General features: G+C 39.2%; 21 protein-coding genes, 1 tRNA gene and 1 pseudogene. 15 read left to right on the forward strand and 8 right to left on the reverse strand.

Going from position 1 to position 21,051, the window contains the following annotated elements; genetic code table 11:
• Nucleotides 1-135 precede the first annotated feature (135 nt).
• Nucleotides 136-816, reverse strand: a complete 681-nt coding sequence (locus tag FZ949_RS09020) for an NlpC/P60 family protein (protein WP_072594208.1) — start codon at nucleotides 814-816, stop codon at nucleotides 136-138.
• 140 nt (nucleotides 817-956) lie between these two features.
• Between FZ949_RS09020 and murA the strand changes: the two genes are divergently transcribed.
• From murA to FZ949_RS09095, 15 genes are all read left to right on the forward strand, one after another.
• Complete coding sequence (murA, locus tag FZ949_RS09025; RefSeq protein WP_107952395.1) at nucleotides 957-2,225, forward strand: UDP-N-acetylglucosamine 1-carboxyvinyltransferase; 1,269 nt, start codon at nucleotides 957-959, stop codon at nucleotides 2,223-2,225.
• A 2-nt stretch (nucleotides 2,226-2,227) separates the two neighbouring features.
• Nucleotides 2,228-3,388 (forward strand): molybdopterin molybdotransferase MoeA, encoded by a 1,161-nt coding sequence (locus FZ949_RS09030; protein ID WP_148790362.1) that lies wholly within the window; start codon nucleotides 2,228-2,230, stop codon nucleotides 3,386-3,388.
• A gap of 51 nt (nucleotides 3,389-3,439) precedes the next feature.
• Nucleotides 3,440-3,514 (forward strand) — tRNA-Gly (locus tag FZ949_RS09035).
• Between the two features lie 65 nt (nucleotides 3,515-3,579).
• Nucleotides 3,580-4,386: a flagellar basal body P-ring formation chaperone FlgA gene (flgA, locus tag FZ949_RS09040; RefSeq protein ID WP_103580356.1), complete on the forward strand. Its 807-nt coding sequence runs from the start codon at nucleotides 3,580-3,582 to the stop codon at nucleotides 4,384-4,386.
• Nucleotides 4,383-4,934: a UbiX family flavin prenyltransferase gene (locus FZ949_RS09045; protein ID WP_103580355.1), complete on the forward strand. Its 552-nt coding sequence runs from the start codon at nucleotides 4,383-4,385 to the stop codon at nucleotides 4,932-4,934. Before flgA ends, FZ949_RS09045 begins: the two co-directional genes overlap by 4 nt.
• Nucleotides 4,931-5,401, forward strand: a complete 471-nt coding sequence (gene coaD / locus FZ949_RS09050; RefSeq protein WP_012001782.1) for a pantetheine-phosphate adenylyltransferase — start codon at nucleotides 4,931-4,933, stop codon at nucleotides 5,399-5,401. Before FZ949_RS09045 ends, coaD begins: the two co-directional genes overlap by 4 nt.
• 1 nt (nucleotide 5,402) lies before the next feature.
• Entirely contained in the window at nucleotides 5,403-5,990 is a 588-nt protein-coding gene (tmk, locus tag FZ949_RS09055; protein ID WP_103580354.1) for a dTMP kinase, read from the forward strand.
• Nucleotides 5,991-6,019: 29 nt separating this feature from the next.
• Nucleotides 6,020-7,246: a histidine--tRNA ligase gene (gene hisS, locus FZ949_RS09060; protein WP_103580353.1), complete on the forward strand. Its 1,227-nt coding sequence runs from the start codon at nucleotides 6,020-6,022 to the stop codon at nucleotides 7,244-7,246.
• On the forward strand, nucleotides 7,243-9,078 hold the full coding sequence (gene speA, locus FZ949_RS09065; RefSeq protein ID WP_103580352.1) for a biosynthetic arginine decarboxylase: 1,836 nt from the start codon (nucleotides 7,243-7,245) through the stop codon (nucleotides 9,076-9,078). Before hisS ends, speA begins: the two co-directional genes overlap by 4 nt.
• An 11-nt stretch (nucleotides 9,079-9,089) precedes the next feature.
• Entirely contained in the window at nucleotides 9,090-10,268 is a 1,179-nt protein-coding gene (locus FZ949_RS09070; protein ID WP_148790363.1) for a pyridoxal phosphate-dependent aminotransferase, read from the forward strand.
• Nucleotides 10,268-10,471, forward strand: a complete 204-nt coding sequence (gene thiS / locus FZ949_RS09075; RefSeq protein WP_021092363.1) for a sulfur carrier protein ThiS — start codon at nucleotides 10,268-10,270, stop codon at nucleotides 10,469-10,471. The genes FZ949_RS09070 and thiS overlap by 1 nt, the downstream gene beginning before the upstream one ends.
• Before the next feature lie 7 nt (nucleotides 10,472-10,478).
• A complete protein-coding gene (gene thiF, locus FZ949_RS09080; protein WP_103580350.1) occupies nucleotides 10,479-11,330 on the forward strand; it encodes a sulfur carrier protein ThiS adenylyltransferase ThiF in 852 nt (283 codons plus the stop codon).
• On the forward strand, nucleotides 11,331-12,095 hold the full coding sequence (locus FZ949_RS09085) for a thiazole synthase (protein WP_103580349.1): 765 nt from the start codon (nucleotides 11,331-11,333) through the stop codon (nucleotides 12,093-12,095).
• On the forward strand, nucleotides 12,095-13,249 hold the full coding sequence (gene thiH / locus FZ949_RS09090) for a 2-iminoacetate synthase ThiH (protein WP_103580348.1): 1,155 nt from the start codon (nucleotides 12,095-12,097) through the stop codon (nucleotides 13,247-13,249). Before FZ949_RS09085 ends, thiH begins: the two co-directional genes overlap by 1 nt.
• A complete protein-coding gene (locus tag FZ949_RS09095; RefSeq protein ID WP_234401451.1) occupies nucleotides 13,236-13,850 on the forward strand; it encodes a thiamine phosphate synthase in 615 nt (204 codons plus the stop codon). The genes thiH and FZ949_RS09095 overlap by 14 nt, the downstream gene beginning before the upstream one ends.
• A 36-nt stretch (nucleotides 13,851-13,886) precedes the next feature.
• Here FZ949_RS09095 and FZ949_RS09100 read toward each other — a convergent pair whose 3' ends face one another.
• The 7 genes and pseudogenes from FZ949_RS09100 to FZ949_RS09665 form a co-directional block, all read right to left on the reverse strand.
• Nucleotides 13,887-14,456 (reverse strand): nitrogen fixation protein NifR, encoded by a 570-nt coding sequence (locus tag FZ949_RS09100; RefSeq protein ID WP_103580347.1) that lies wholly within the window; start codon nucleotides 14,454-14,456, stop codon nucleotides 13,887-13,889.
• A complete protein-coding gene (gene mog, locus FZ949_RS09105) occupies nucleotides 14,457-14,996 on the reverse strand; it encodes a molybdopterin adenylyltransferase (RefSeq protein WP_103580346.1) in 540 nt (179 codons plus the stop codon).
• Nucleotides 14,997-15,006: 10 nt separating this feature from the next.
• Nucleotides 15,007-16,683 (reverse strand): ATP-dependent metallopeptidase FtsH/Yme1/Tma family protein, encoded by a 1,677-nt coding sequence (locus FZ949_RS09110; protein ID WP_410369085.1) that lies wholly within the window; start codon nucleotides 16,681-16,683, stop codon nucleotides 15,007-15,009.
• The gene (gene mtaB / locus FZ949_RS09115) at nucleotides 16,646-17,884 is read right to left on the reverse strand and encodes a tRNA (N(6)-L-threonylcarbamoyladenosine(37)-C(2))-methylthiotransferase MtaB (RefSeq protein WP_148790364.1); all 1,239 of its coding nucleotides are present in this window, start codon (nucleotides 17,882-17,884) and stop codon (nucleotides 16,646-16,648) included. Before mtaB ends, FZ949_RS09110 begins: the two co-directional genes overlap by 38 nt.
• Nucleotides 17,884-19,473, reverse strand: coding sequence for a mechanosensitive ion channel domain-containing protein (locus FZ949_RS09120; protein ID WP_103580344.1), 1,590 nt, complete (start codon nucleotides 19,471-19,473; stop codon nucleotides 17,884-17,886). The genes mtaB and FZ949_RS09120 overlap by 1 nt, the downstream gene beginning before the upstream one ends.
• The gene (aroB, locus tag FZ949_RS09125) at nucleotides 19,470-20,507 is read right to left on the reverse strand and encodes a 3-dehydroquinate synthase (protein ID WP_107952410.1); all 1,038 of its coding nucleotides are present in this window, start codon (nucleotides 20,505-20,507) and stop codon (nucleotides 19,470-19,472) included. Before aroB ends, FZ949_RS09120 begins: the two co-directional genes overlap by 4 nt.
• A gap of 2 nt (nucleotides 20,508-20,509) precedes the next feature.
• Nucleotides 20,510-21,051, reverse strand: a pseudogene (locus tag FZ949_RS09665) (COG3400 family protein); the annotation flags it as partial.

The raw sequence follows: 21,051 nt of genomic DNA on the forward strand, positions 1-21,051 counted from the left end.
TTCCCAAATTTCATCAAAAAAATTCATATTTTCTCTTTATTTAAATCTGCATTTACGAGTGTAAATTTATATAAATAATGCTTAAAATTTGAGCCTAGTATTTGTTTTAAAAGGTTTTTAGTAAAAATTTCTGATTTATTTTGCTTTGCCATATCCAGCAAATCTATTTGCTGCCAAGCAACTTGAGTTTGAACACCTTACAAGGTAGCTATTTATCTCTTGATTTCCTTTTAGATGCACATTTTTTTGTTTTAGATTCATATAGCTATGAATTATCTTTCCGCCAGAATTATGTATAAATTTTACCGTCTCATCGCCAAGAACAGCCGTAACTATGCCAACATGAGTAATATTTTTCTTATCCTTATTTTTCTGAACACCCTTGCCAAGAGTATTTGAAAAAAATACAAGATCACCTATTTTTGGATTTTTATGAGTAATTAAATTCTTACTTTCATAAAAATTATAGATCGCTTTTGACTTTCTACCACCATTATCGTAGTAGCGATTTATTGTCTTTTCATCAAAATACATATTTTGATACTTTGCATTTACGATAGAAACAAATCCTGAGCAATCACCGCCAGCTCTTGTATTTAGGTATTTTTTAAAAAAAGAACCAAATTTTTTATCTTCTCTATCGTTGTCTTCATCTATGATTTCACCAATCATTTGCTCACTAAAATCAACGCTTGAAGTTACGGTCTGATTTGTTTCATTTTGCGGAGTTGTCGGTTGATTAGAGGTAAAAGAACAACCTGTAAAAAATATAATGCTAAGTATAAAAAAGATTTTTTTATTTATTGAATTTGACATATTTATATCCAAAATTTTAGTGTTTGCAATTTTAACTTTTAAACGTAAATGAACCGGAAATAGTGCTTTGCTTTCTTTATTCTAAGTTAAAAAGCAATATAATATCGGCAAAAAACATATTTTCTTAAGGCAAAAAAACAATGATGCACTATTTAAAGATAAAAGGAAATGCCAAATTAAGTGGCGAAGTAAAAATAAGCGGTGCCAAAAATGCTGCTCTACCGATCATCGCCCTAACCTTACTTGCAAAAAAAAGTGTAAATTTAACAAATATCCCAAATGTCGCTGATATAAAAACGCTTTGCCAACTGCTAACTAATCTAGGAGCAAAGTGCGAATTTAAAGATAAAAACTCACTAAGCATAGATACAAGCGGTGTAAGCTCAACTACTGCAAATTATGATATCGTTAGAAAGATGCGTGCTTCTATCTTAACGCTTGGACCGCTTCTTGCACGCTTTGGCCACTGCGAAGTGAGCCTACCTGGAGGATGTGCGATCGGACAAAGACCTATTGACCTGCATCTAAATGCACTCGAAAAAATGGGAGCAAATATCGAAATAAAGCAAGGCTATGTCGTCGCAATAGCACCAAATGGACTAAAAGGCGCAAAGATTGTTTTTGATAAGATCACCGTAACTGGCAGCGAAAATATCATCATGGCTGCAGCTCTAGCGCACGGTACGACAGAGCTTTTTAACGTCGCACTTGAGCCTGAAGTGGTGCAAATTTGTGAAATTTTGGCAAAAAGTGGCGTTAAAATAGAAGGCATCGGCACAAGCGAGCTAAAGATAACCGGAAGTGGCCAAAAATTGCTTGAAATTTGCGATATTGAAGTAATTCCTGATAGGATCGAAGCTGGCACTTACCTTTGTGCTGGAGCTATAACAAATAGCAAAATTTCAGTCACAAAGGCAAATGCAGCTCATATGACGGCTATTTTAAATAAATTTGAAGAGATGGGCTTTGGTATAGAGATAGATGGCGACAAGATCACGATATTGCCAGCAAAAGAGATAAAACCAGTGGAGATAAGGACCACTGAGTATCCAGGCTTTCCAACAGATATGCAAGCTCAATTTATGGCGCTTTGCCTTGCAGCAAATGGCGTTAGCACGATAGATGAGAGGCTTTTTGAAAACCGTTTTATGCATGTTAGCGAGCTGGCTAGAATGGGAGCGGATATTAAATTAAATGGACATATCGCAAGTGTTTATGCACCAGCTAAGCTAAATGCAGCCGATGTAATGGCGACAGATCTTAGAGCCAGCTCAGCGCTGATACTAGCTGCTCTTATAGCAAATGGCGAAAGCTTGGTACATAGAATTTATCACCTTGATAGAGGATATGAAAATTTAGAAGAGAAATTTCAAGGCCTTGGTGCAAATATTACTAGGCTTGAGGAGTAAAAATGCTGCTAAATGATGCATTAGATGCACTTAAATCTAAATTCAAATTAAAAACAGATAGTGAAATTTTACCTACCAGCATGGCTCTTGGTAAAACATTGGCAAATGATGTAGTGGCAGTAAAAGACTTGCCATGTTTTGATAACTCTGCGCTTGATGGCTTTGCTGTAAAATTTGAAGATAAAGATAAGCCATATAAAATAGTTGCAAGTGCCTTTGCAGGCGATAAAGAGCAGCTAAGCATCGGCAAAAATGAGTGCGTTAAGATAATGACTGGTGCGAAGATGCCAAATGGTGCTGATACGATCATAAAGATTGAAGATTGTGTTGTTGATGGAAATTTTATAAAAGCACCAAATAATCTTAAAAAAGGTGATGGGTATCGCTTTAAAGGCGAAGAGGCAAAGATTGGTGAAATTTTGCTAAAAAGTGGCGAGGTTTTAAACACTAGAGGCATAATGATGTTAGCAGCACAGGGCATAAGTTTTATAAATGTAAAAAAACAGCCTAGCATTGGAATTTATTCAAGTGGAAACGAGATCATCGAGCCTTGGCAAAGAGCAAGCGAGGATGAAATTTACAATGCAAATGCCTTTGGCATCGCTGTACTTTTAAGATCTATTGGACAAGATAGCTCATATCTTGGCATCATAAAAGATGAGCTAAGTGCTGTCAAACAGGCATTTTTAAACACTGCAAACTACGACATCGTTATCTGCTCTGGTGGAGCAAGTGCTGGTGAGGCTGACTATATGAAAATAGCTCTAAGTGAGCTTGGATACAATGAAATTTTTTCGCATATTGATATAAGACCTGGCAAACCTTGCAAGGCTTATGAAAAAGATGGCAAACTAGTCTTTGTGCTCCCTGGAAATCCAATGGCAGCTTATGTTTGCATGATGATGCTTGTTTTGCCTCTTTTAAAAGAGGATTGCTTTGTGATGCAAAATGCTATAAATGCACAAAGTTTAAAGGTAAAATCAGGTAGGACCAATACAATTTTTGGAAATATTGAAAATGATAAATTTATAGCAACAAATGGTGGAAAATACGGCTCTGGCATGATAGATCATATTTTAAAAAGCACTTTTATGTTTTTAACTAGCCCAGATCAAAGCGAAATTTTGCAAAATAGTGAAATTTCTCTTATAAAACTTCCATAAAATCTTGACAAATGAAAAACAATCTGATAGAATGCGGACTTCATTTTGACTGCGGGAATAGCTCAGGGGTAGAGCACAACCTTGCCAAGGTTGGGGTCGCGAGTTCGAATCTCGTTTCCCGCTCCATCTTTTTTATACTCATTTTTTTATTTTCCACAAAACTTTTTGCAAATGAAGTCAGCATTTATCCAATGTATTGCGTTCTAAATGATCAAATTTCGCTTAGTACTTTTGGCTTTGATGGCGAAGACAATGAAATTTTAAACTTAGAGGGCAAAAGAGCCGCCAAGATAGATAGCAAAAAACTCTATGAAATTCTAACAGCAAATTTTAAAACATATAAAGACAAAAGCGGCGGAAGCGTAGCTTTTGTAAAAAACTGCTCTATCATGGATGAGATTCAAATGCAATTTTTAAGATCGATTAGCGATGAATATCCTGGTATCAGCATAAGTGACCTTAGTATTAGCCCACAAAATAAGATTCCAGCAAATTTCAAAGAACTCGTCCTAAAAAATATCTTTTTAGGTGATCAAAATAGTCAAAAAGGTACATTTAGAGCATCATTTGAGGATGTTGATCTGAGTCTAAAAAGCATCTATTTTAAATTTAGCTTTAACGCTAAGATGCCAGCCTTCATAGCAATAAATTCAATGAATACAAACCATATTTTAAGCCTGCTTGACTATCAGCCAACGATGATTGAGTTTGGCAAATGGCCAAAAGATGCACTTTCTAACTCAAATAGCTTAGCTCTTATAACAAAAGTGCAGATAAAAAGCGGTGAAATTTTAACCAAGCGTCAGTTTAACGCCATAAGCTTAGTAAAAAAAGGTCAAATGCTAAATGCAGTTTTGAGCGAGGATGGCGTTAAGATAATAGCTGAAGTAAAGGCACTTGAGGATGGAAATTTAGGTGATATGATAAAGATAAGAACAAAAGATAATAAAATTTTAGAGGCCACAGTTTCAGGCAAAGATGAGGCAGTGATAAGATGAAAAAGATAGTATTTGCAGCCACTGGAGCAAGTGGGGCTGGACTTTTTCTAAAGCTAGTAAATGTCGCCAAAGATAGTTGCGAGGCACATATCATAGTTAGTAAAAATGCCATGAAGGTTTTGGAGGCTGAGGAAAATTTAAAGCTAAATTTAAATGATCTTGGCGTAAAAATTTATGACGACCAAGATCTTGGCGCGGGCCCGGCTTCTGGCTCATTTGGTGCGGATGCTATGATCATAGCGCCCTGCTCTACCAACACACTAGCAAAAGTTGCAAACGGCATAAGCGACACGCTCATTACAAGGGCCGCAAGTGTCGCACTAAAAGAGAAACAAAGGCTAGTTTTGGGAGTTAGAGAGATGCCGTTTTCCACGATCACACTTTCTCAGATGCAGCTGCTCTCATCTCTTGGGGCCATCATCGCGCCCCCAGTTTTAGGCTACTACGCAGATATAAAAGACCTTCTTGATATGGAAAATTTCATCATTGGCAAGTGGCTTGATGCCTTAAAAATCCAAAATAATCTTTATAAAAGGTGGCAAATTTGAAAAAATCTTGCATCTATCCAGGGACTTTTGATCCGATCACAAACGGCCATTTAGACGTTATCATAAGAGCTACAAAAATTTTTGACAAAGTGATAGTCGCAGTCGCAAAAAGTGACAGTAAACAGCCGATGTTTGCACATGAAAAACGCATCGAAATGGCAAAAGAGGCAGTTTGCGAGCTAAAAAACGTAAGCGTGCTTGGCTTTGATAATTTGCTTGTTGATTTTGCTAAATCGCACGGCATAAATACCGTTATCAGGGGACTTCGTGCGGTTAGTGACTTTGAGTATGAGCTACAAATCGGCTACGCAAACGCTGCACTCTGGGACGAATTTGAGACGGTTTATCTTATGCCAAGCTTAAATAACGCCTTTATCTCAAGCTCGATCGTCCGCTCAGTCTTGCGACACGACGGCGACGTGAGCAACCTAGTGCCAGCAAAAATTCTAAAAAATTTAAAGGCATAAAATGTATGTTTTGTTTGAAGGCATTGACGGCGTTGGCAAGAGCACGCAGATAGAAATTTTAGCTTCTAAATTTAGTGATGTCATCGTCACAAAAGAGCCAGGCGGCACGCAGCTTGGTGAAAATTTACGTGAAATTTTACTAAGCTCAAGCATAAAAATAGGCAAAAGAGCTGAAATTTTACTCTTTTTAGCTGACAGAGCTGAGCATTTTGAAAAGCTGGTAGCTCCAAATTTAAGTAAGCTCATTCTAAGCGACAGAGGCTTTATCTCAGGCATCGCCTACGCTTTGGCAAATGATGAAAACTTAGATGAAAGCGTGCTTTTAGAGCTTAATAAGTTTGCACTAAATGATAAATTTGCAGACAAGATCATCTTTTTTGAAGCAAGTGCTGAGCTAATAAGCTCGCGCCTAAAGAATAGAGGCACAAGCGATAAAATCGAAGCTCGTGGGCTAGAGTATCTTTTAAAAGTGCAAAGTCTGATGAAGCAAATTCTTATCAAAAATAGTTTTGAAACGCTTTTTATAGACGCATCTAAAAGCATAGAGCTAATTTCAAAAGAGATAGAAAATTTTATAAATTTTAAGTAAAATCACAAAAATAAAAAAAGGATAATGCGATGATAACGGCACTTCGTGGCATGAAAGATATGCTTCCAGCTCGTGCAAAACTTTACGCACGGATAATCAAAACCTGCGAGAAAGTCGCAAAAAACTACGGATATGAGCAAATTTTAACACCACACCTCGAGGAGACGGCGCTTTTTAAAAGAAGTGTCGGCGAGAGCAGTGACATCGTGGGCAAAGAGATGTATCAGTTTGAAGACAAAGGCGGCAACGACGTTTGCTTGCGTCCTGAGGGCACGGCTGGCGTAGTTAGAGCGTTTATCGAGGCAAAGCTAGATAGAGCAAATGTGACAAAACGCTGCTTTTATCACGGTTCGATGTTTCGCTACGAGCGCCCACAAAAAGGCCGCTTGAGAGAATTTCACCAGTTTGGCTGTGAGTGCTTTGGCGAGGGCAGCGTCTATGAGGATGCGAGCATTATTTTGATGGTGAGTGAAATTTTTAATAGGCTAAATATAAAAACAACCCTAAAGATAAACTCGCTTGGCGACGAGAGCTCGATGAAGTCTTACAAAGAAAAGCTTGTCAAATTTCTAAATGAAAACGACGATAAGATTTGCAAGGACTGCAAAAGACGCAAACTTTTAAACCCTATCCGAGTGCTTGACTGCAAGGTCGAGAGCTGCCAAGAAATTTACAAAAACGCTCCAGTGATCACTGATAGCCTAAGCGACGAAGCGCAGGCTGATTTTGCAAAACTGCAAGAAATTTTAACAGCAAATGGCATTAAATTTGAGATAGATACAAAACTCGTTCGTGGACTAGACTACTACTGCAAAACGGCGTTTGAGTTTATAAGCAACGAGATCGGCTCACAAAGTGCGGTTGCTGGTGGGGGCAGATACGACAGGCTGGTAGAATATCTTGGCGGTAGAGCAAGTTACGGCGTTGGTTTTGCGATGGGTATTGAGAGGATAATGGAAATTTTAGGTGAAGCTGAGGATGAGCGAGCTGGAATTTATCTTTGTGCGCTTGATGCGCCAAATTTAGACTTTGTCTATGCGCTTGGTTCAAAACTTCGCAAAAAATATCAGGTTGAAATTTCTTATGAGGCTAAAAAACTTCAAAAACATCTACAAAATGCCGACAATAAAAATGCAAAAATTTTCCTTTGCGTGGGCGAAAATGAGATGAAAGAGAATAAAATCTGGTACAAAAATTTAGAAACCAAAGACGAAAAAACGATAAATTTAGATGAGCTTGAAAAGGAGCTGGGATGAATGATTTTGGACTTAGCATTTGGGGTAATTCAAATTTTGTTATAGAAGATGGCAAAGTCTGTATAAATGCAGCCAGCAAACCAGCGATCATCGACATCGTAAAAGAGATAAGAGACGATGGCTACAGAGGTCCACTACTACTTCGCTTTCCGCACCTTATCCAAAAACAGATCGAGCAGATCCACGCAAGCTTTGCAAAAGCAAAGAAAGAATTTGCCTATAAAGGCAGCTTTAATGCCGTATTTCCACTTAAAGTAAATCAATATCCTGGCTTTGTAAAAAATTTAGTGCGCCTTGGCAAGCCCTATAATTACGGCCTTGAAGCTGGCAGTAAAGCTGAGCTACTTTTAACAATGGCTTACAATAACGAAAAAGCTCCAATAACCGTAAATGGCTTTAAAGATAAGGAGATGATAAATATAGGCTTCATCGCCGCTGAAATGGGACACAACATCACGCTAACAATCGAGGGCTTAAACGAGCTTGAAGCGATAATCGCCATCGCAAAAGAGCGCTTCAAACCAAAACCAAAGATCGGACTTAGAGTAAGACTGCACTCGACAGGATCGGGGCTTTGGGCTAAAAGTGGTGGCATACACTCTAAATTTGGCCTAACATCAACAGAGCTAATAGAAGCTGTAAAGATGCTAAAAAAGGCAAATTTACTTGAAAATTTCACAATGATACACTTTCACATCGGCTCTCAAATAAGCGAGATCCATCCGCTCAAAAAAGCACTCATCGAGGCTGGCAATATCTACGCTGAGCTTAGAAAAATGGGCGCAACAAATTTAAAAGCGATAAATTTAGGCGGTGGCCTTGCGATCGAGTACTCGCAGTTTAAAGAAGAGAGCAGCAGAAACTATACACTAAACGAATACGCAAACGACGTTGTTTATATGCTTAAAACTATAAGCGAGCAAAAAAAGGAGATCGAGCCAGATATCTTCATAGAGTCAGGTCGCTACATCGCCGCTTCTCATGCGCTTTTAGTCGCCCCTGTGCTTGAGCTATTTTCTCAAGAATACACCGAAGAGAAGCTAAATTTAAAGAAAAATAATCCAAATTTAATAACCGAGCTAGTCGATCTTTATAAATCAATCAAACCTTCAAACGCCCTAGAATACCTGCACGACGCTATCCATCACACAGAGAGCGTTTTAACACTTTTTGATCTAGGATATGTTGATCTTCAAGATAGATCAAACGCAGAGGTACTTTTAAGGCTCATCAGTAAAAAAGCTGTCGTGATGCTTGGCAACAAGAGCAATTCAAGCGATCTGGCTAAAATTCAAAAAGAGGTGCAAGAGAGATACTTGCTAAATTTCTCTATTTTTCAAAGCTTGCCTGACTTTTGGGGACTAAAGCAAAATTTCCCTATCATGCCACTTGATAGGCTCGATGAGCGCCCTACTCTGCCAGCTTCGATCTGGGATATCACCTGCGATAGTGACGGCGAGATCAGCTATGATGACGAGAAAAACCCACTACTTTTGCACGACGTGGACGTGGAGAAGGAGGATTATTTCTTGGGATTTTTCCTAGTTGGCGCATATCAAGAGGTGATCGGTATGAAACACAACCTCTTTACCCACCCGACAGAGGCCACGATAGAGCTTTCAAATGATGGCTACAAGATCACAAATTTACTAGAGAGCCAGTCGATCCTTGATATCATGGAGGATATGGACTACGATATCTACGAGATCCAAGACACTCTAAACGAGCGCTTAGTCAAATCAACTCTGATAAACGAAACACAAAAGAAGCAAATTTTAGGCGAACTTTATCTATTTTTAAATGATAATAGCTACTTAAAGACAATCAACTAAAAAGGAAAACAATGCAACTAGCAAACAGAATGCAAACATTAAGCGAATCAATTACAATCGCTATCAGCACAAAGGCCAAAGAGATGAAGGCTGCTGGCATCGACGTGATCTCGCTTTCAGCTGGTGAGCCTGACTTTATGACTCCAAAAAAGATAAGAGAAACTGTAAAAAACGCACTAGATAATGACAACAAAAGCGGCAAATACACGCCAGTGCCAGGCCTACCTGAGGTGATTGATGCCATTAGAGCAAAGCTAAAAAGAGATAACGGACTTGACTACAAAGCAAATCAAATCGTCACAAACATCGGCGCAAAACACTCACTTTTTAATGTATTTCAAGCGCTTATCAACCCAGGTGACGAGGTCATCATCCCCTCTCCATACTGGGTGAGCTACCCTGAGATAGTTAAATTTTGTGGCGGCGTGCCAGTATTTATCGAGGCGGATGAGAGCACAAATTTTAAAATCACAGCCGAACAGCTAAAAAAAGCGATCACGCCAAAAACAAAGGTTTTTTCGCTAAATCACCCGACAAATCCAACTGGAGCTGTATATACGAAAGAGGAGATCGCGGCATTTGGCGAGGTTTTAAAAGGCACTGACATCATCATCACAAGCGATGAAATTTATGAAAAAGTGATCTACGGCAAGAAATTTCACGCAGTAGCCTCGGTAAGCGAAGATCTTTTTAAAAGAACGGTCACGATAAATGGCCTAAGCAAGTGCGGCGCAATGCCTGGCTGGAGATTTGGTTATATCGCAAGCTCGATGGATTGGCTAATAGCTGGAATCAAAAAGCTTCAAAGCCAAAGCACAAGCAACATCAGCTCGATCGTGCAAATAGGCGCTATCCCGTCACTTCTAGGCGAAACTGACGAAGATATCGAAAATATGAGAAAAGAGTATGAAAAAAGACGCGACGTAGCAGTTGAGATGATAAATGCTATCGCTGGGCTAAGCGTAGTTAAGCCTGATGGCGCGTTTTATCTATTTGTAAAATGTAAAGATGTAGATAGCAACTCACTTAGATTTTGCAAAAAGATGCTTGAAGAGGCAAATGTAGCAACCGTGCCAGGAGTTGGCTTTGGTATGGAGGGATACTTTAGAATTTCTTTTGCGACAGACATCGAGAGCATAAAAAAAGCAATCGAGAGGATCGCAAATTTTGTAAAAAGCTACAAAATTTAATGATCAAATTTAGAGTAAATGGCAAAATTTTCGAGCTTGAAAACGATATAAATGTTTATGATTTTTTAGCTCAAAATGGCTATGAGCTTAAATTTATAGCCCTTGAGCGAGACGGAGAAATTTTGCCAAAAAAGCTTTGGCGTGAGCGCTTCATGAGCGAGGGCAAAGCTTATGAGATCGTCACTTTAGTTGGCGGTGGATGAGGAGAAAATGATAGAGATAGTATTAAACGGCGCAAAATTTAAGGTGCCAGTAAAAAGCCTTAGCGAGCTAAAAGAGCTTGCGCTTGGCGATAAAGAGAGTGAAATTTATAAATTTTTAGAGAAATTTAACGCGACAAAGCCTGACATTTTTATCGTTGATGGATTTGCTATAAAAGAAGATAGCGGGCTAAAAGATGGCTCAAACGTCGTATTTATAAGGCGTGGCGTGATGCCTGAGCGTGAAGTTTTACGCGCGATGATCGCCTCACGAAACAGCCCTGAGCTAAATTTAGCCCTAAGTAAAGCCGTGATCGGCGTGGCTGGACTTGGCGGCCTTGGCTCAAATATCGCGCTAAGCCTAGCTAGAGTTGGCGTAAAAAAGCTAGTACTTGCCGACTTTGACGTCGTTGAGCCAAGCAACCTAAACCGCCAGCAGTATTTCGTCCGCCACATCGGCTTAAAAAAGACGCAGGCGCTTAAAGAGCTGATAAATGACGTCAATCCCTTTGTCGAGGTCGAAACTCACGATATATTTTTAGATGAAAAAAATGTGGCTAGCGTCTTTGGTGAGTGTGAAATTTTATGCGAAGCCTTTGACAACGTCGCTGGCAAGGCGATGATACTAAACGAAGCTGGTGCTAGCCTAAAAGATAAAAAGATCATCGGTGCCTCTGGTATGGCTGGACACTTTAGCTCAAATCTCATAAAAACCATAAAATTTGCCAAAAATGTCTATCTTTGTGGCGACCTCACAAACGAGGCGAAGATCGGTCAAGGGCTCATGGCACCGCGCGTTGCGATCTGCGCAAACCACGAGGCAAATTTAGCCATTAGACTACTTATGGGCTTGGAGGCGTAAGTGCAAAATGATAGTTTGATCCTTGGCGGCAAGGAGTTTCAAAGCCGCTTTATCCTTGGCTCTGGCAAGTACTCACACGAGCTCATCGACTCAGCCATAAACGAGGCTGGAGCGCAAATCCTAACCCTTGCTCTTAGGCGCATAAACGAGAGCAAAGAGCGAAATATACTTGACTTTATACCAAAAGGTGTGACGCTTTTGCCAAACACAAGTGGTGCTAGAAACGCTAAAGAGGCCGTTCGTATCGCCCAGCTCGCACGTGAGCTTGGATGTGGGGAGCTTGTTAAGATAGAGATCATAACTGACTCTAAATTTTTCTTTCCAGACAATGCTGAAACCATAAAAGCGTGCGAAGCCTTGGCAAATGACGGCTTTGTGCCGATGCCATATATGTTTCCAGATCTAAACGCCGCAAGAGCGATGCTAAGTGCAGGAGCAAGCTGCATAATGCCTCTAGCTGCGCCCATTGGCTCAAACCAAGGGCTAGTTTTTAAAGATATCATTGAAATTTTGATAAACGAGCTTGATACGCAGATCATCGTTGATGCTGGCATTGGCAGGCCATCACAAGCGTGCGAAGCGATGGAGATGGGAGCAGCTGCGATCATGGCAAACACAGCCATCGCCTCATCTAAAAATATCCCGCTCATGGCAAGAGCCTTTAAAGAGGCGATCATCGCTGGTCGTAACGCCTATCTAGCAGGTCTTGGCGCAAAGAGCAAAAGTGCAAACGCCTCATCACCGCTCACTGGATTTTTAGACTGATGAAATTTACAAGAACCGACCACATGCAGCTGCTGCCTCACATGCAGGATGTTGGCAGTGAAATCATGGATGAGATTTTAAAAGAGCGTGCTAGCTACAAGCCTGAAATTTACAGCGAAGCAGACGTAAAAGCAGCTCTTAATGCAAAGCACTGCTCACTTGAAAATCTAAAAGCCCTACTCTCGCCTGCTGCAGCGCCATTTTTAGAGCCAATAGCCAAACTCGCTCAAGCAAAAACAAGGGCAAATTTTGGCTCAAACATCACGCTTTTTACCCCGCTTTACATAGCAAACTATTGCGATAATCTCTGCGTTTATTGCGGTTTTAACGCTAAAAATAATATAAAAAGAGCAAAGCTAAGCGACGAGGAGATCACAAGAGAGCTAAGAGAAATTTCAAAGAGCGGCTTAGAAGAAATTTTGATCCTAACTGGCGAGAGCGAGACTAATTCAAGTGTCGCTTACATCGCAAACGCCTGCGCTTTGGCAAAGAAATTTTTTAAAGTTGTTGGGGTTGAAATTTACCCGCTAAACTCTGAGGACTACGCCCTGCTTCACAAAAGTGGCGCAGACTACGTGACCGTTTTTCAAGAGACCTACAATCCCACAAAATATGAAAAAATCCACCTTGGCGGCAATAAAAGAATTTTCCCATACCGCTTAAATGCGCAAGAACGAGCGCTTCTTGGAGGCATGAGAGGAGTTGGCTTTGCAGCACTTCTTGGCATAGATGACTTTAGGCTTGATGCCTTTGCTACGGCACTGCATGCGAGCCTCATTCAAAAAAAATATCCGCACGCTGAGATCGCATTTTCATGCCCAAGGCTTCGTCCTATCATCAACAACGACCGCATCAATCCACGCGACGTGGGCGAGCGCGAGCTTTTGCAAGTGATCTGCGCTTATAGAATTTTTATGCCAACAGCCAGCATAACCATTTCAACCAGAGAAAAGGCGAAATTTCGCGACAACGCCGTAAAGATCGCCGCAAATAAGATAAGCGCTGGCGTAAAAGTAAGCATCGGCGCTCACGGCGAAGAGAAAAAAGGCGACGAGCAGTTTGAGATAAGTGATGGCAGAAGCGTGGATGAGATCAAGGCTATGATAAAAGCAAACGGACTAGAGCCCTTAATGAGCGAGTATGTCTATGTTTAAAATTCTCTGCGTGGCCGACTTTGAAAGCTACGAGGGTGATGACTTTTTAAAGAGAATTCAGCTGCTTTGCAAGACTGGTGTGGATGAAATTTTGCTTCGTGCAAAGGGGCTAAACGAGACTGATTTTTACGATCTTGCTAGGGTTGTGGCTCAAATTTGTGAAAACTACCGCAAGAAATTTATCATTAATCAATTTTTTGACGTAGCTTGCAAGCTAAAGAGCGACTTTTGGCTCACTTCAGCGCAGCTTGACTTTTTTAAAAATCACAGCATTTTTTTAGATGAATTTAGAAAAACAGCTAAAATTTACGCTCCAGCTCACGACCTAGAGCAGGCTAAAATTTCAGCCTCTATCGCTGACGTGCTGGTTGCTTCTCATATATTTGCCACCTCTTGCAAACCAAATTTAGAGCCAAAAGGGCTAAATTTTATAAGCGAGCTAAAAAGCTTAGATAAAGAAATTTACGCACTTGGCGGGCTAGACAGCGGGAACTACAAAGAGACCATAAAAGCTGGCGCAAACGGCATTTGCTTTATGAGCCTAGCAATGAACGGCGATATGGAGCTTATAAAAAAGATAACAGAGAGCAAAAACGGCTAAATTTAGTATAAATTACATAAAATAATACGTAAAATTTTACTCATTTTTGCTAGCGATATATGTTTTTATATCAAATATAAGTAGCGTCACAAGCGATGGCAGCATATAAGAGTTTAGCACTAAAAGCAGCGACTTTGTCAAATTTGACTTTATTAAAGTCTCTATGTCAAGGCTGTTGTTGTAGTTTAAAAAATATAGCAAGGCAAAGTCGCCAACAAGAACTATGCGAGAGACCTTTAGCAAGATGTCATTTCCCAGTCTTGCAAATTTATCATCGACCACAAGCGACAAAGTGATCCATCCAAGCAGCCAAATTGCGCAGGCTAAAGCATAAACAGTAATGCTTTCATCAAATTTTTCAAGTAGTAAAAATACCAAGGGTTGCAAAAATACAAGGCTAGCGATAAACCAAAGAAGTGAGCTAAAGGCTAGCAGGCAAACACAGCCAAAGATAGAAGTGGCCGAGATAAAGCCAAAAACCTCTAACCCAAAATAATATGCTAGCGCATAGGATAAAAAAGAAAAAACAAGCCAAATTTTAATAACAAGTCGCCACCTATTTGCAAAGGCAGTGGCTTTTAAATTTAGGCTATCTGTCAAACCCATTTACGAGATTTTCTTTTGTTTTGGACGAAATACTTTCATAACATTTTCGTCAGTCTCGATAAACGCGCCCTCGATCAGGTCAATGCAGTATGGCACCGCTGGAAATACCGGCTCCAAGCACTCTTTTATCGCCTTTGGCTGACCTGGTAAATTTATGATTAGCGCGTGGCCTCTTATGCCTGCTGTTTGGCGTGATAGGATCGCAGTTGGGACGTATTTTAAGCTTGCAGCTCTCATCAGCTCGCCAAAGCCTGGCATCATCTTCTCACAAACTGCCTCTGTTGCCTCTGGTGTCACATCTCTAAGAGCTGGCCCAGTACCACCGGTAGTTAGCACAAGGTCGCAGCCAAGCACGTCTACCATGTGCACAAGCCTCTCTTTTATCAGCTCAAACTCATCTGGTATAACCTCGTAAAAGTATTCACGCTCGCTCACTATCCAGCTATCAAGCACATCTTTGATCGCTGGACCTGATTTGTCCTCGTATGTGCCTTCGCTTGCGCGGTCAGAAAGGGTTAATATACCTATTTTTGCTTTCACTTTTTCTCCTTTAGTAGTTTTCATTTAAAATTTTTGCCAGCGTCTCTTTATCTACACTCTCGTACGCTAGCAGATATGAGCTGATCTTTGCGATCTGCTCGTTTGTACCCTTTAAAAAGGACATTATCTCTTCTTTTGCTTGTTTTAAAATTTCTTCTACATCATTTGGATTAGGGACAAATGAACTTCCCATGCCGTATTCATAAACCATCTTTGATGCGATCTCTTTGGCTAAATTTAGATCACTGCTCGAGTTTGAAAAGATGTCGTTTTCATCTATCTCAAGCTTGCACATACCAGCGATGAGTACCTTGATACGAGATATCATCTGCGACTTTGACTCGATCTCTTGTTCTGTGGCCATGAATCTATCTTCTATAAGAGAAATTTTTTCAAATTTCACATCAAACCAGTAAGCACTTAGCGCCTTTGCTCCTTGATAAATGGCTTGAATTTTCTTCTCGTTTTCGCTGTAGCTTAGAACCTTTTTCTTACCAAGCAAGACTTTATTTAAAACAGCTTCAAAGTCTCTTATTTTTAGTACGCTCTCATTATTTCTTAGGGCATTTATCGCAGCTTCATTTACAAGTGTGCTAAGTGCCGCACCTGAAAAGCCAACGCTCATTCTAGCAATATCTTCAGCTGAAACGTCACATTTTTTATCTTTTAGATAAGTATTTAAAATAGCCACTCTGTCGTTGAAATCAGGCATTGACAAAAATATACGCCTATCAAAACGACCCGATCTAAGCAGCGCCTCGTCGATCATTTCGATCCTATTTGTAGCTGCTATTACTATGACACCTGAGTTGTCTTCAAAGCCGTCCATCTCGGTTAGTAGCTGATTGAGTGTGGCTTCTCGCTCGTCGTTTCTAGTGCCACCCCTACTCTTGCCAACGGCGTCTATCTCGTCGATAAAGATGATTGAAGGTGCGTAGGATTTGGCTCTGCTAAAGAGCTCTCTAACTCTTTTTGCGCCCATACCCACATAAATTTGCACAAAGCTTGCACCGTTTTGATAAAAAAATGGCACATTTGCTTCGCCAGCAACTGCCTTTGCCACAAGTGTCTTGCCAACACCTGGAGGACCTACCATTAGTACACCTTTTGGCATTTTGATACCAAAATTTCTATATTTTTGTGGATTTTTCAAAAAGTCAACTATCTCACTAAGCTCGCTTTTGACCTCACTAATGCCAGCCACATCACTAAATCTAACATTTGAAATAACTGGCATCACATTTTGATTTAGCACGCTTTCTATCTCTAAAGCACCATCTTTTTTATTAAAAAGGCTCTCGCTCTTTTTGTTAATACTCCTAAAAATGTAAGCGTACCAAAGAATAAAACAAACAAAGATGATAAAGCCCCAAACCATACCAGGAGTGATGTATTGCTTAGTCTTTTCAACAGGTACTTTTTTGATAAGCTCTTTTAAATCAATACCCTCTTTTATGATAGAAAAGCGATTATTTTGTGCATAAAGTATGACTTCGTCACCGTCTATGACTGCTCTATCGACAAAATTTCCCTCCATGAGCTGCATATACTGAGAGTATGTGATATTTCGTGGATCTTTGCTAACGGCAAAAAGTAGCACACCTATTAAAGCAATAGCGGCGATTATTAGGATATTTTTTCTGTTAAATTTAAATTTTTGCATAATTGGCATCTGGCTTAATTTCATATTCGCTTACCTCCAACCACTCTTTAGTTATGTCTTTTTCGCTAAAAATTTTAGCTTTATTGTAAAACTGATCAAAACCCTCGTAAAAGTCGCCGTTTTTTTGCTCGACTAAAATTTTCAAAGCTCCGTTATGTTTTTTTCTAAAATTTTCATTATTTTGCAAAGCTATGCCTTGTAAAATTTTTAGCCTACTTTTTGCCACATCGCCACTAACATCACTCTTTAGCGTAGCTGAGTGCGTATCACGCCTTGGTGAATAGACAAAAGCGTGCAGATGCGTGATAGGAAATTTCTTAAAATTTTCCACAGCCTCTGTCCATATCTCCTCACTCTCTCCTGGATGTCCAACGATGTAGTCCGTACCAAGTGCAAAGCCAAGTGAGCTAAGCTCATTAAAAAGCTCCAGATCACTAAATGCATCATTGCGTCTTCGCATGATCTTTAGCATCGCCTGACTCGTGTGCTGAAGTGCAATATGCAGATGACGCTCTAGCCACTCTTCTTTTAAAATTTCTCTAAAGCTCTCATCTATCTGACTTGGCTCAATACTTCCGAGCCGAATACGTCTAATGCCAGAAATTTTACCCAAGTTTGCCAAAAGCTTACCAAGAGAGCTATTTGTATCTTTACCGTAACTGCCTATATTCGTGCCAGTTAGGACAAGCTCATTATATCCGTTTTGAGCTAAAATCTTTGCCTCTTTTAGTATCATAGCCTCATCCATGCTTCTAGCCCTGCCGCGCACTGAAGGGATGATGCAGTAGCTGCAGTTAAAATTGCAACCTTCCTGAATTTTTATAAAAGCTTTTGTGTGATTTTCATAATTTGTAACTATATTTTTATCGACCGAGTTTAAATTTCCAAGCTCAAAAAATGGCTTTTCTTGCTTTAAAAGCTCATTTAGATCACTCTTTTTACTAGCTCCAAGCACGCCAAATATACCGCTATTAAATAGCTCCTTGCCCTTGCTAACCGCACCACAACCAGTTAGCACTACCTTCGCTCCACGTCTTTTTACACCGTTTATGTAGTTTCTGACACCGCTATCGGCAGAATTTGTGACCGTGCATGAGTTTATGACCACAATATCAGCATCAACTTCATCATTTGTGATCTCGTAGTCTTTGATGTAGCTTTTTAAAAGCTCAGTATCGTAGATATTTGTGCGACACCCAAATGTTTTAAAAAATATCTTTTGCATTAAGAATTTTCACTCTCTTGCTCGCTGTGAGCGGTGTGATCGCTTGGATTTTCTTTTTTGCCTATAAACATGGTTTGTGTTGGATAAGCGATCTTTATATCATCTTGAGCTAAAAATGCTTCTATTATCTCTGCGCTAATAGTGCTTCTAAGAGCCAAAGTCGCATAAGAATTTGCCATATACCAACATGAGACATTTATACCATAAGGCTCAAAAAATGTATAAATTCTTGGCTCGACATTTGGGTTTTTGATGCTGTACTGGCTTCTTAGTTTATTCATCTGGCGTTTTGCGATATCGGTATAGCCTTTTGAGTATTTTTTAACGACATTTCTTGCTAGATACACAGCTTTTTTATGATTACTATCAAAGCTTATAACGATATCTATACCATCCCAAACGGTCTTCATACCATAATGAGCATAGTTTGCGATGAGGTCAGTAAAGATATAGTTATTTGGCACAAAGATAATTCTACCTGCACGGCGGTTCGTCTTATAAGTCGAGTAGCTAACATCCTCAAAAACGGTCAGCCTAAGTAAAGAGATATCGATCACATCGCCCACAAATTCGCTACCATCATGAAGCACCCTTATCCTATCACCCACATGTATAGAGCCGCCAAACATGATCACCATCCAGCCAAGCATACTCATAAACATATCTTTCATCGCAATGGCGATACCAGCTGAAGCAAAACCTAGCACGGTTACTAGATATGTGACGTTTTCGATATACGAAAAAAGTAAGATTATGATGATAACGGTGATATTTAAAACGTTTAAAAATTTATTGACCGTGTAAAATCTCTCATTATCGGTAATTGTTCTTTTAACGATAAATTTAGCGATAAATGTTAGCCCGATCGTCAAAAGAATGATGATAGCTGTATAGCCCATACTTAAAAACTGGGCTTTTATATCAGAGGTGGTTAAATTTATAGCCTCATCAGCTCTTTTTTCATAGACATTATAAGTTGTATCAGCGATCTGTTTTGCAGCTTTAAAGTCACCTATTTCTTGTTTTACCAAGTTTAGGCTTTCCCTATTTTGCTCATTTTCTTCTATCAAATTTAGTCTATTTAGTAAATTCTCTTTTGTTTCAAGCTTTTCTAAAAGCGTATCAAGCTCTTTTATATGCCTTTGATACTCAATCTTATCACTCTTTATCTTTTTGATATACGAAAAGCCAGATATAAGTGCAACAGGACTTGTTATCCTTGGTGGAGTATCCATTTCAGGAGCTGCTAACATATTTGAAAATGGCGTTTTTTCATACTCTTTTAGTAAATTTATCTGCTCTTTTAGAGTTTGGATTCTCTTTATGATATCACTGCCTCTTCTTGAGCTTTTATCTAGCTTTTTTAGTTCATTTTCATTTTTTTCAAGCTCATCAATAAGCCTTTGATAAGTGTTATAGTTAGCATATCTTGTGATCCAGATATTGTTTTTTAGGGAGTTATCTAGATTTGAAATATCTTTTATAAGCTCGTTATTTTGTAAATTTTGCGAGCCATTTTGCTCAAGCGTAACGTTTTCTTCGGCATAAAGGGTAAAGCAAAAAAGTATTAAAACTATGATCTTTTTCATTTAAATTCTCTTAAAATTTTTAAAACATCTTCTTTTTTGACGTCATTTTTGATGATCGCACTGCCGATTTTATCTGCAATGATGAAATTTATCTTATCATCTTTTGTCTTTTTATCCATAAAAAATGCCTCGTAAAATGCATATTCATTTTCTATTTTGTAGCTTACTGGAAGGCCAAATTTCATTAAAACCTGTTTGATATTCTCTGCTTCTGCCTCGCTAATGAGCCCTAGTTTTACACTTAAGCGATTTGCCATATTCATACCTATTGCCACCGCCTCGCCATGTAAAAATTCTTTATAATTTGTCTCATTTTCTATAACGTGAGCAAAGGTATGGCCGTAGTTTAGGATGGCTCTTAGCCCTTTTTCTTTCTCATCTTGTTCAACCACTTTTGCTTTTAAAATTACCGACTTTTCAACCAGCTTAGCTAAGTTTTCATCATCTAAATTTACGCTTTTTAGCCAATCAAACATCTCTTTATCAAAGGTTATCGCCATCTTTAAAGCCTCAGCCACGCCAGCTGCAAATTCTCTCTTTGACAGTGTTTTTAAGAAATTTATCTCGCAAAAAACTGCCTTTGGCTGATAAAATGAGCCTATTAAATTTTTACCAAATTTGTTATTTACTCCTGTTTTTCCGCCCACACTCGCATCAACTTGCGCTAGAAGCGTAGTTGGAATATTTATGAAGCTTATTCCTCTTTCATAGATGCTCGCCGCAAAGCCAGTCATATCGCTTATGACGCCACCACCAAAGGCGATTAGCGTAGATGAGCGATCAAATTTACTAACAAAAAGCTGCTCTAAAATTTGCTCTATCGTTTCAAGGTTTTTATACTCCTCGCCGTCAGGCACACTTATAATAAATTTCTCATCGCATTTTAAAACACTAAGTAGTTTTTCAAGATGAAGCCCCGCTACTTTAGCGTTTGTAACGATGCCAACCTTGCCTTTTAGCTCTAGTCTCTCAAGCTCGTTTATATAAATTTTATAGCTTGATGCTTTTTCTTTAAGATTTAAATTTATCTGCATTTTTACTCACTTACTGGCACAAAAAGCTGTGCGTTTTGGCTCAGTTTTTTATAAAGCCTATTTAAATTTGTCGATAAAAAGGCAAATGCCCCACCATTTGCCACGCTTTTGCTAAACATCACAAAATGAAGCAAATCTTTTGTATTTTTTAGTTTTACAAGCGGATTTTTAAGATTGTGATTTTCTATCTTTATGCGTTTAGAAAATAGCGCGCTAATGCTCTCAAAATGCTCTCTTAATGCTTCATCATCACTATGCTTATTGTCAAAATAGTAAAATTTCATCTCTAAATCAAGCTGTGCACAGCAGTCTGTAATGACGGCTGATTGATTCTCCACTTCTTGACTTTGATCGCCTAGTATAACGCCCTCTTTTATATTTGAGAGCAAAATTTTGCCTGTTTTTAGCACTGGAACTTTTAGCTCATAAAATAGCTTTTTAAATTTAAAAAAGTATTTATCATCGCTTAAGATTAGGCCGATGTCGTGCTTTAAAACATCATATTTTATAGATTTGTTATCACTATTAAAATAATCCATCAAAA

Origin of the sequence: Campylobacter concisus, assembly GCF_902460545.1 — a bacterium.
GTDB lineage: Bacteria > Campylobacterota > Campylobacteria > Campylobacterales > Campylobacteraceae > Campylobacter_A > Campylobacter_A concisus_AE.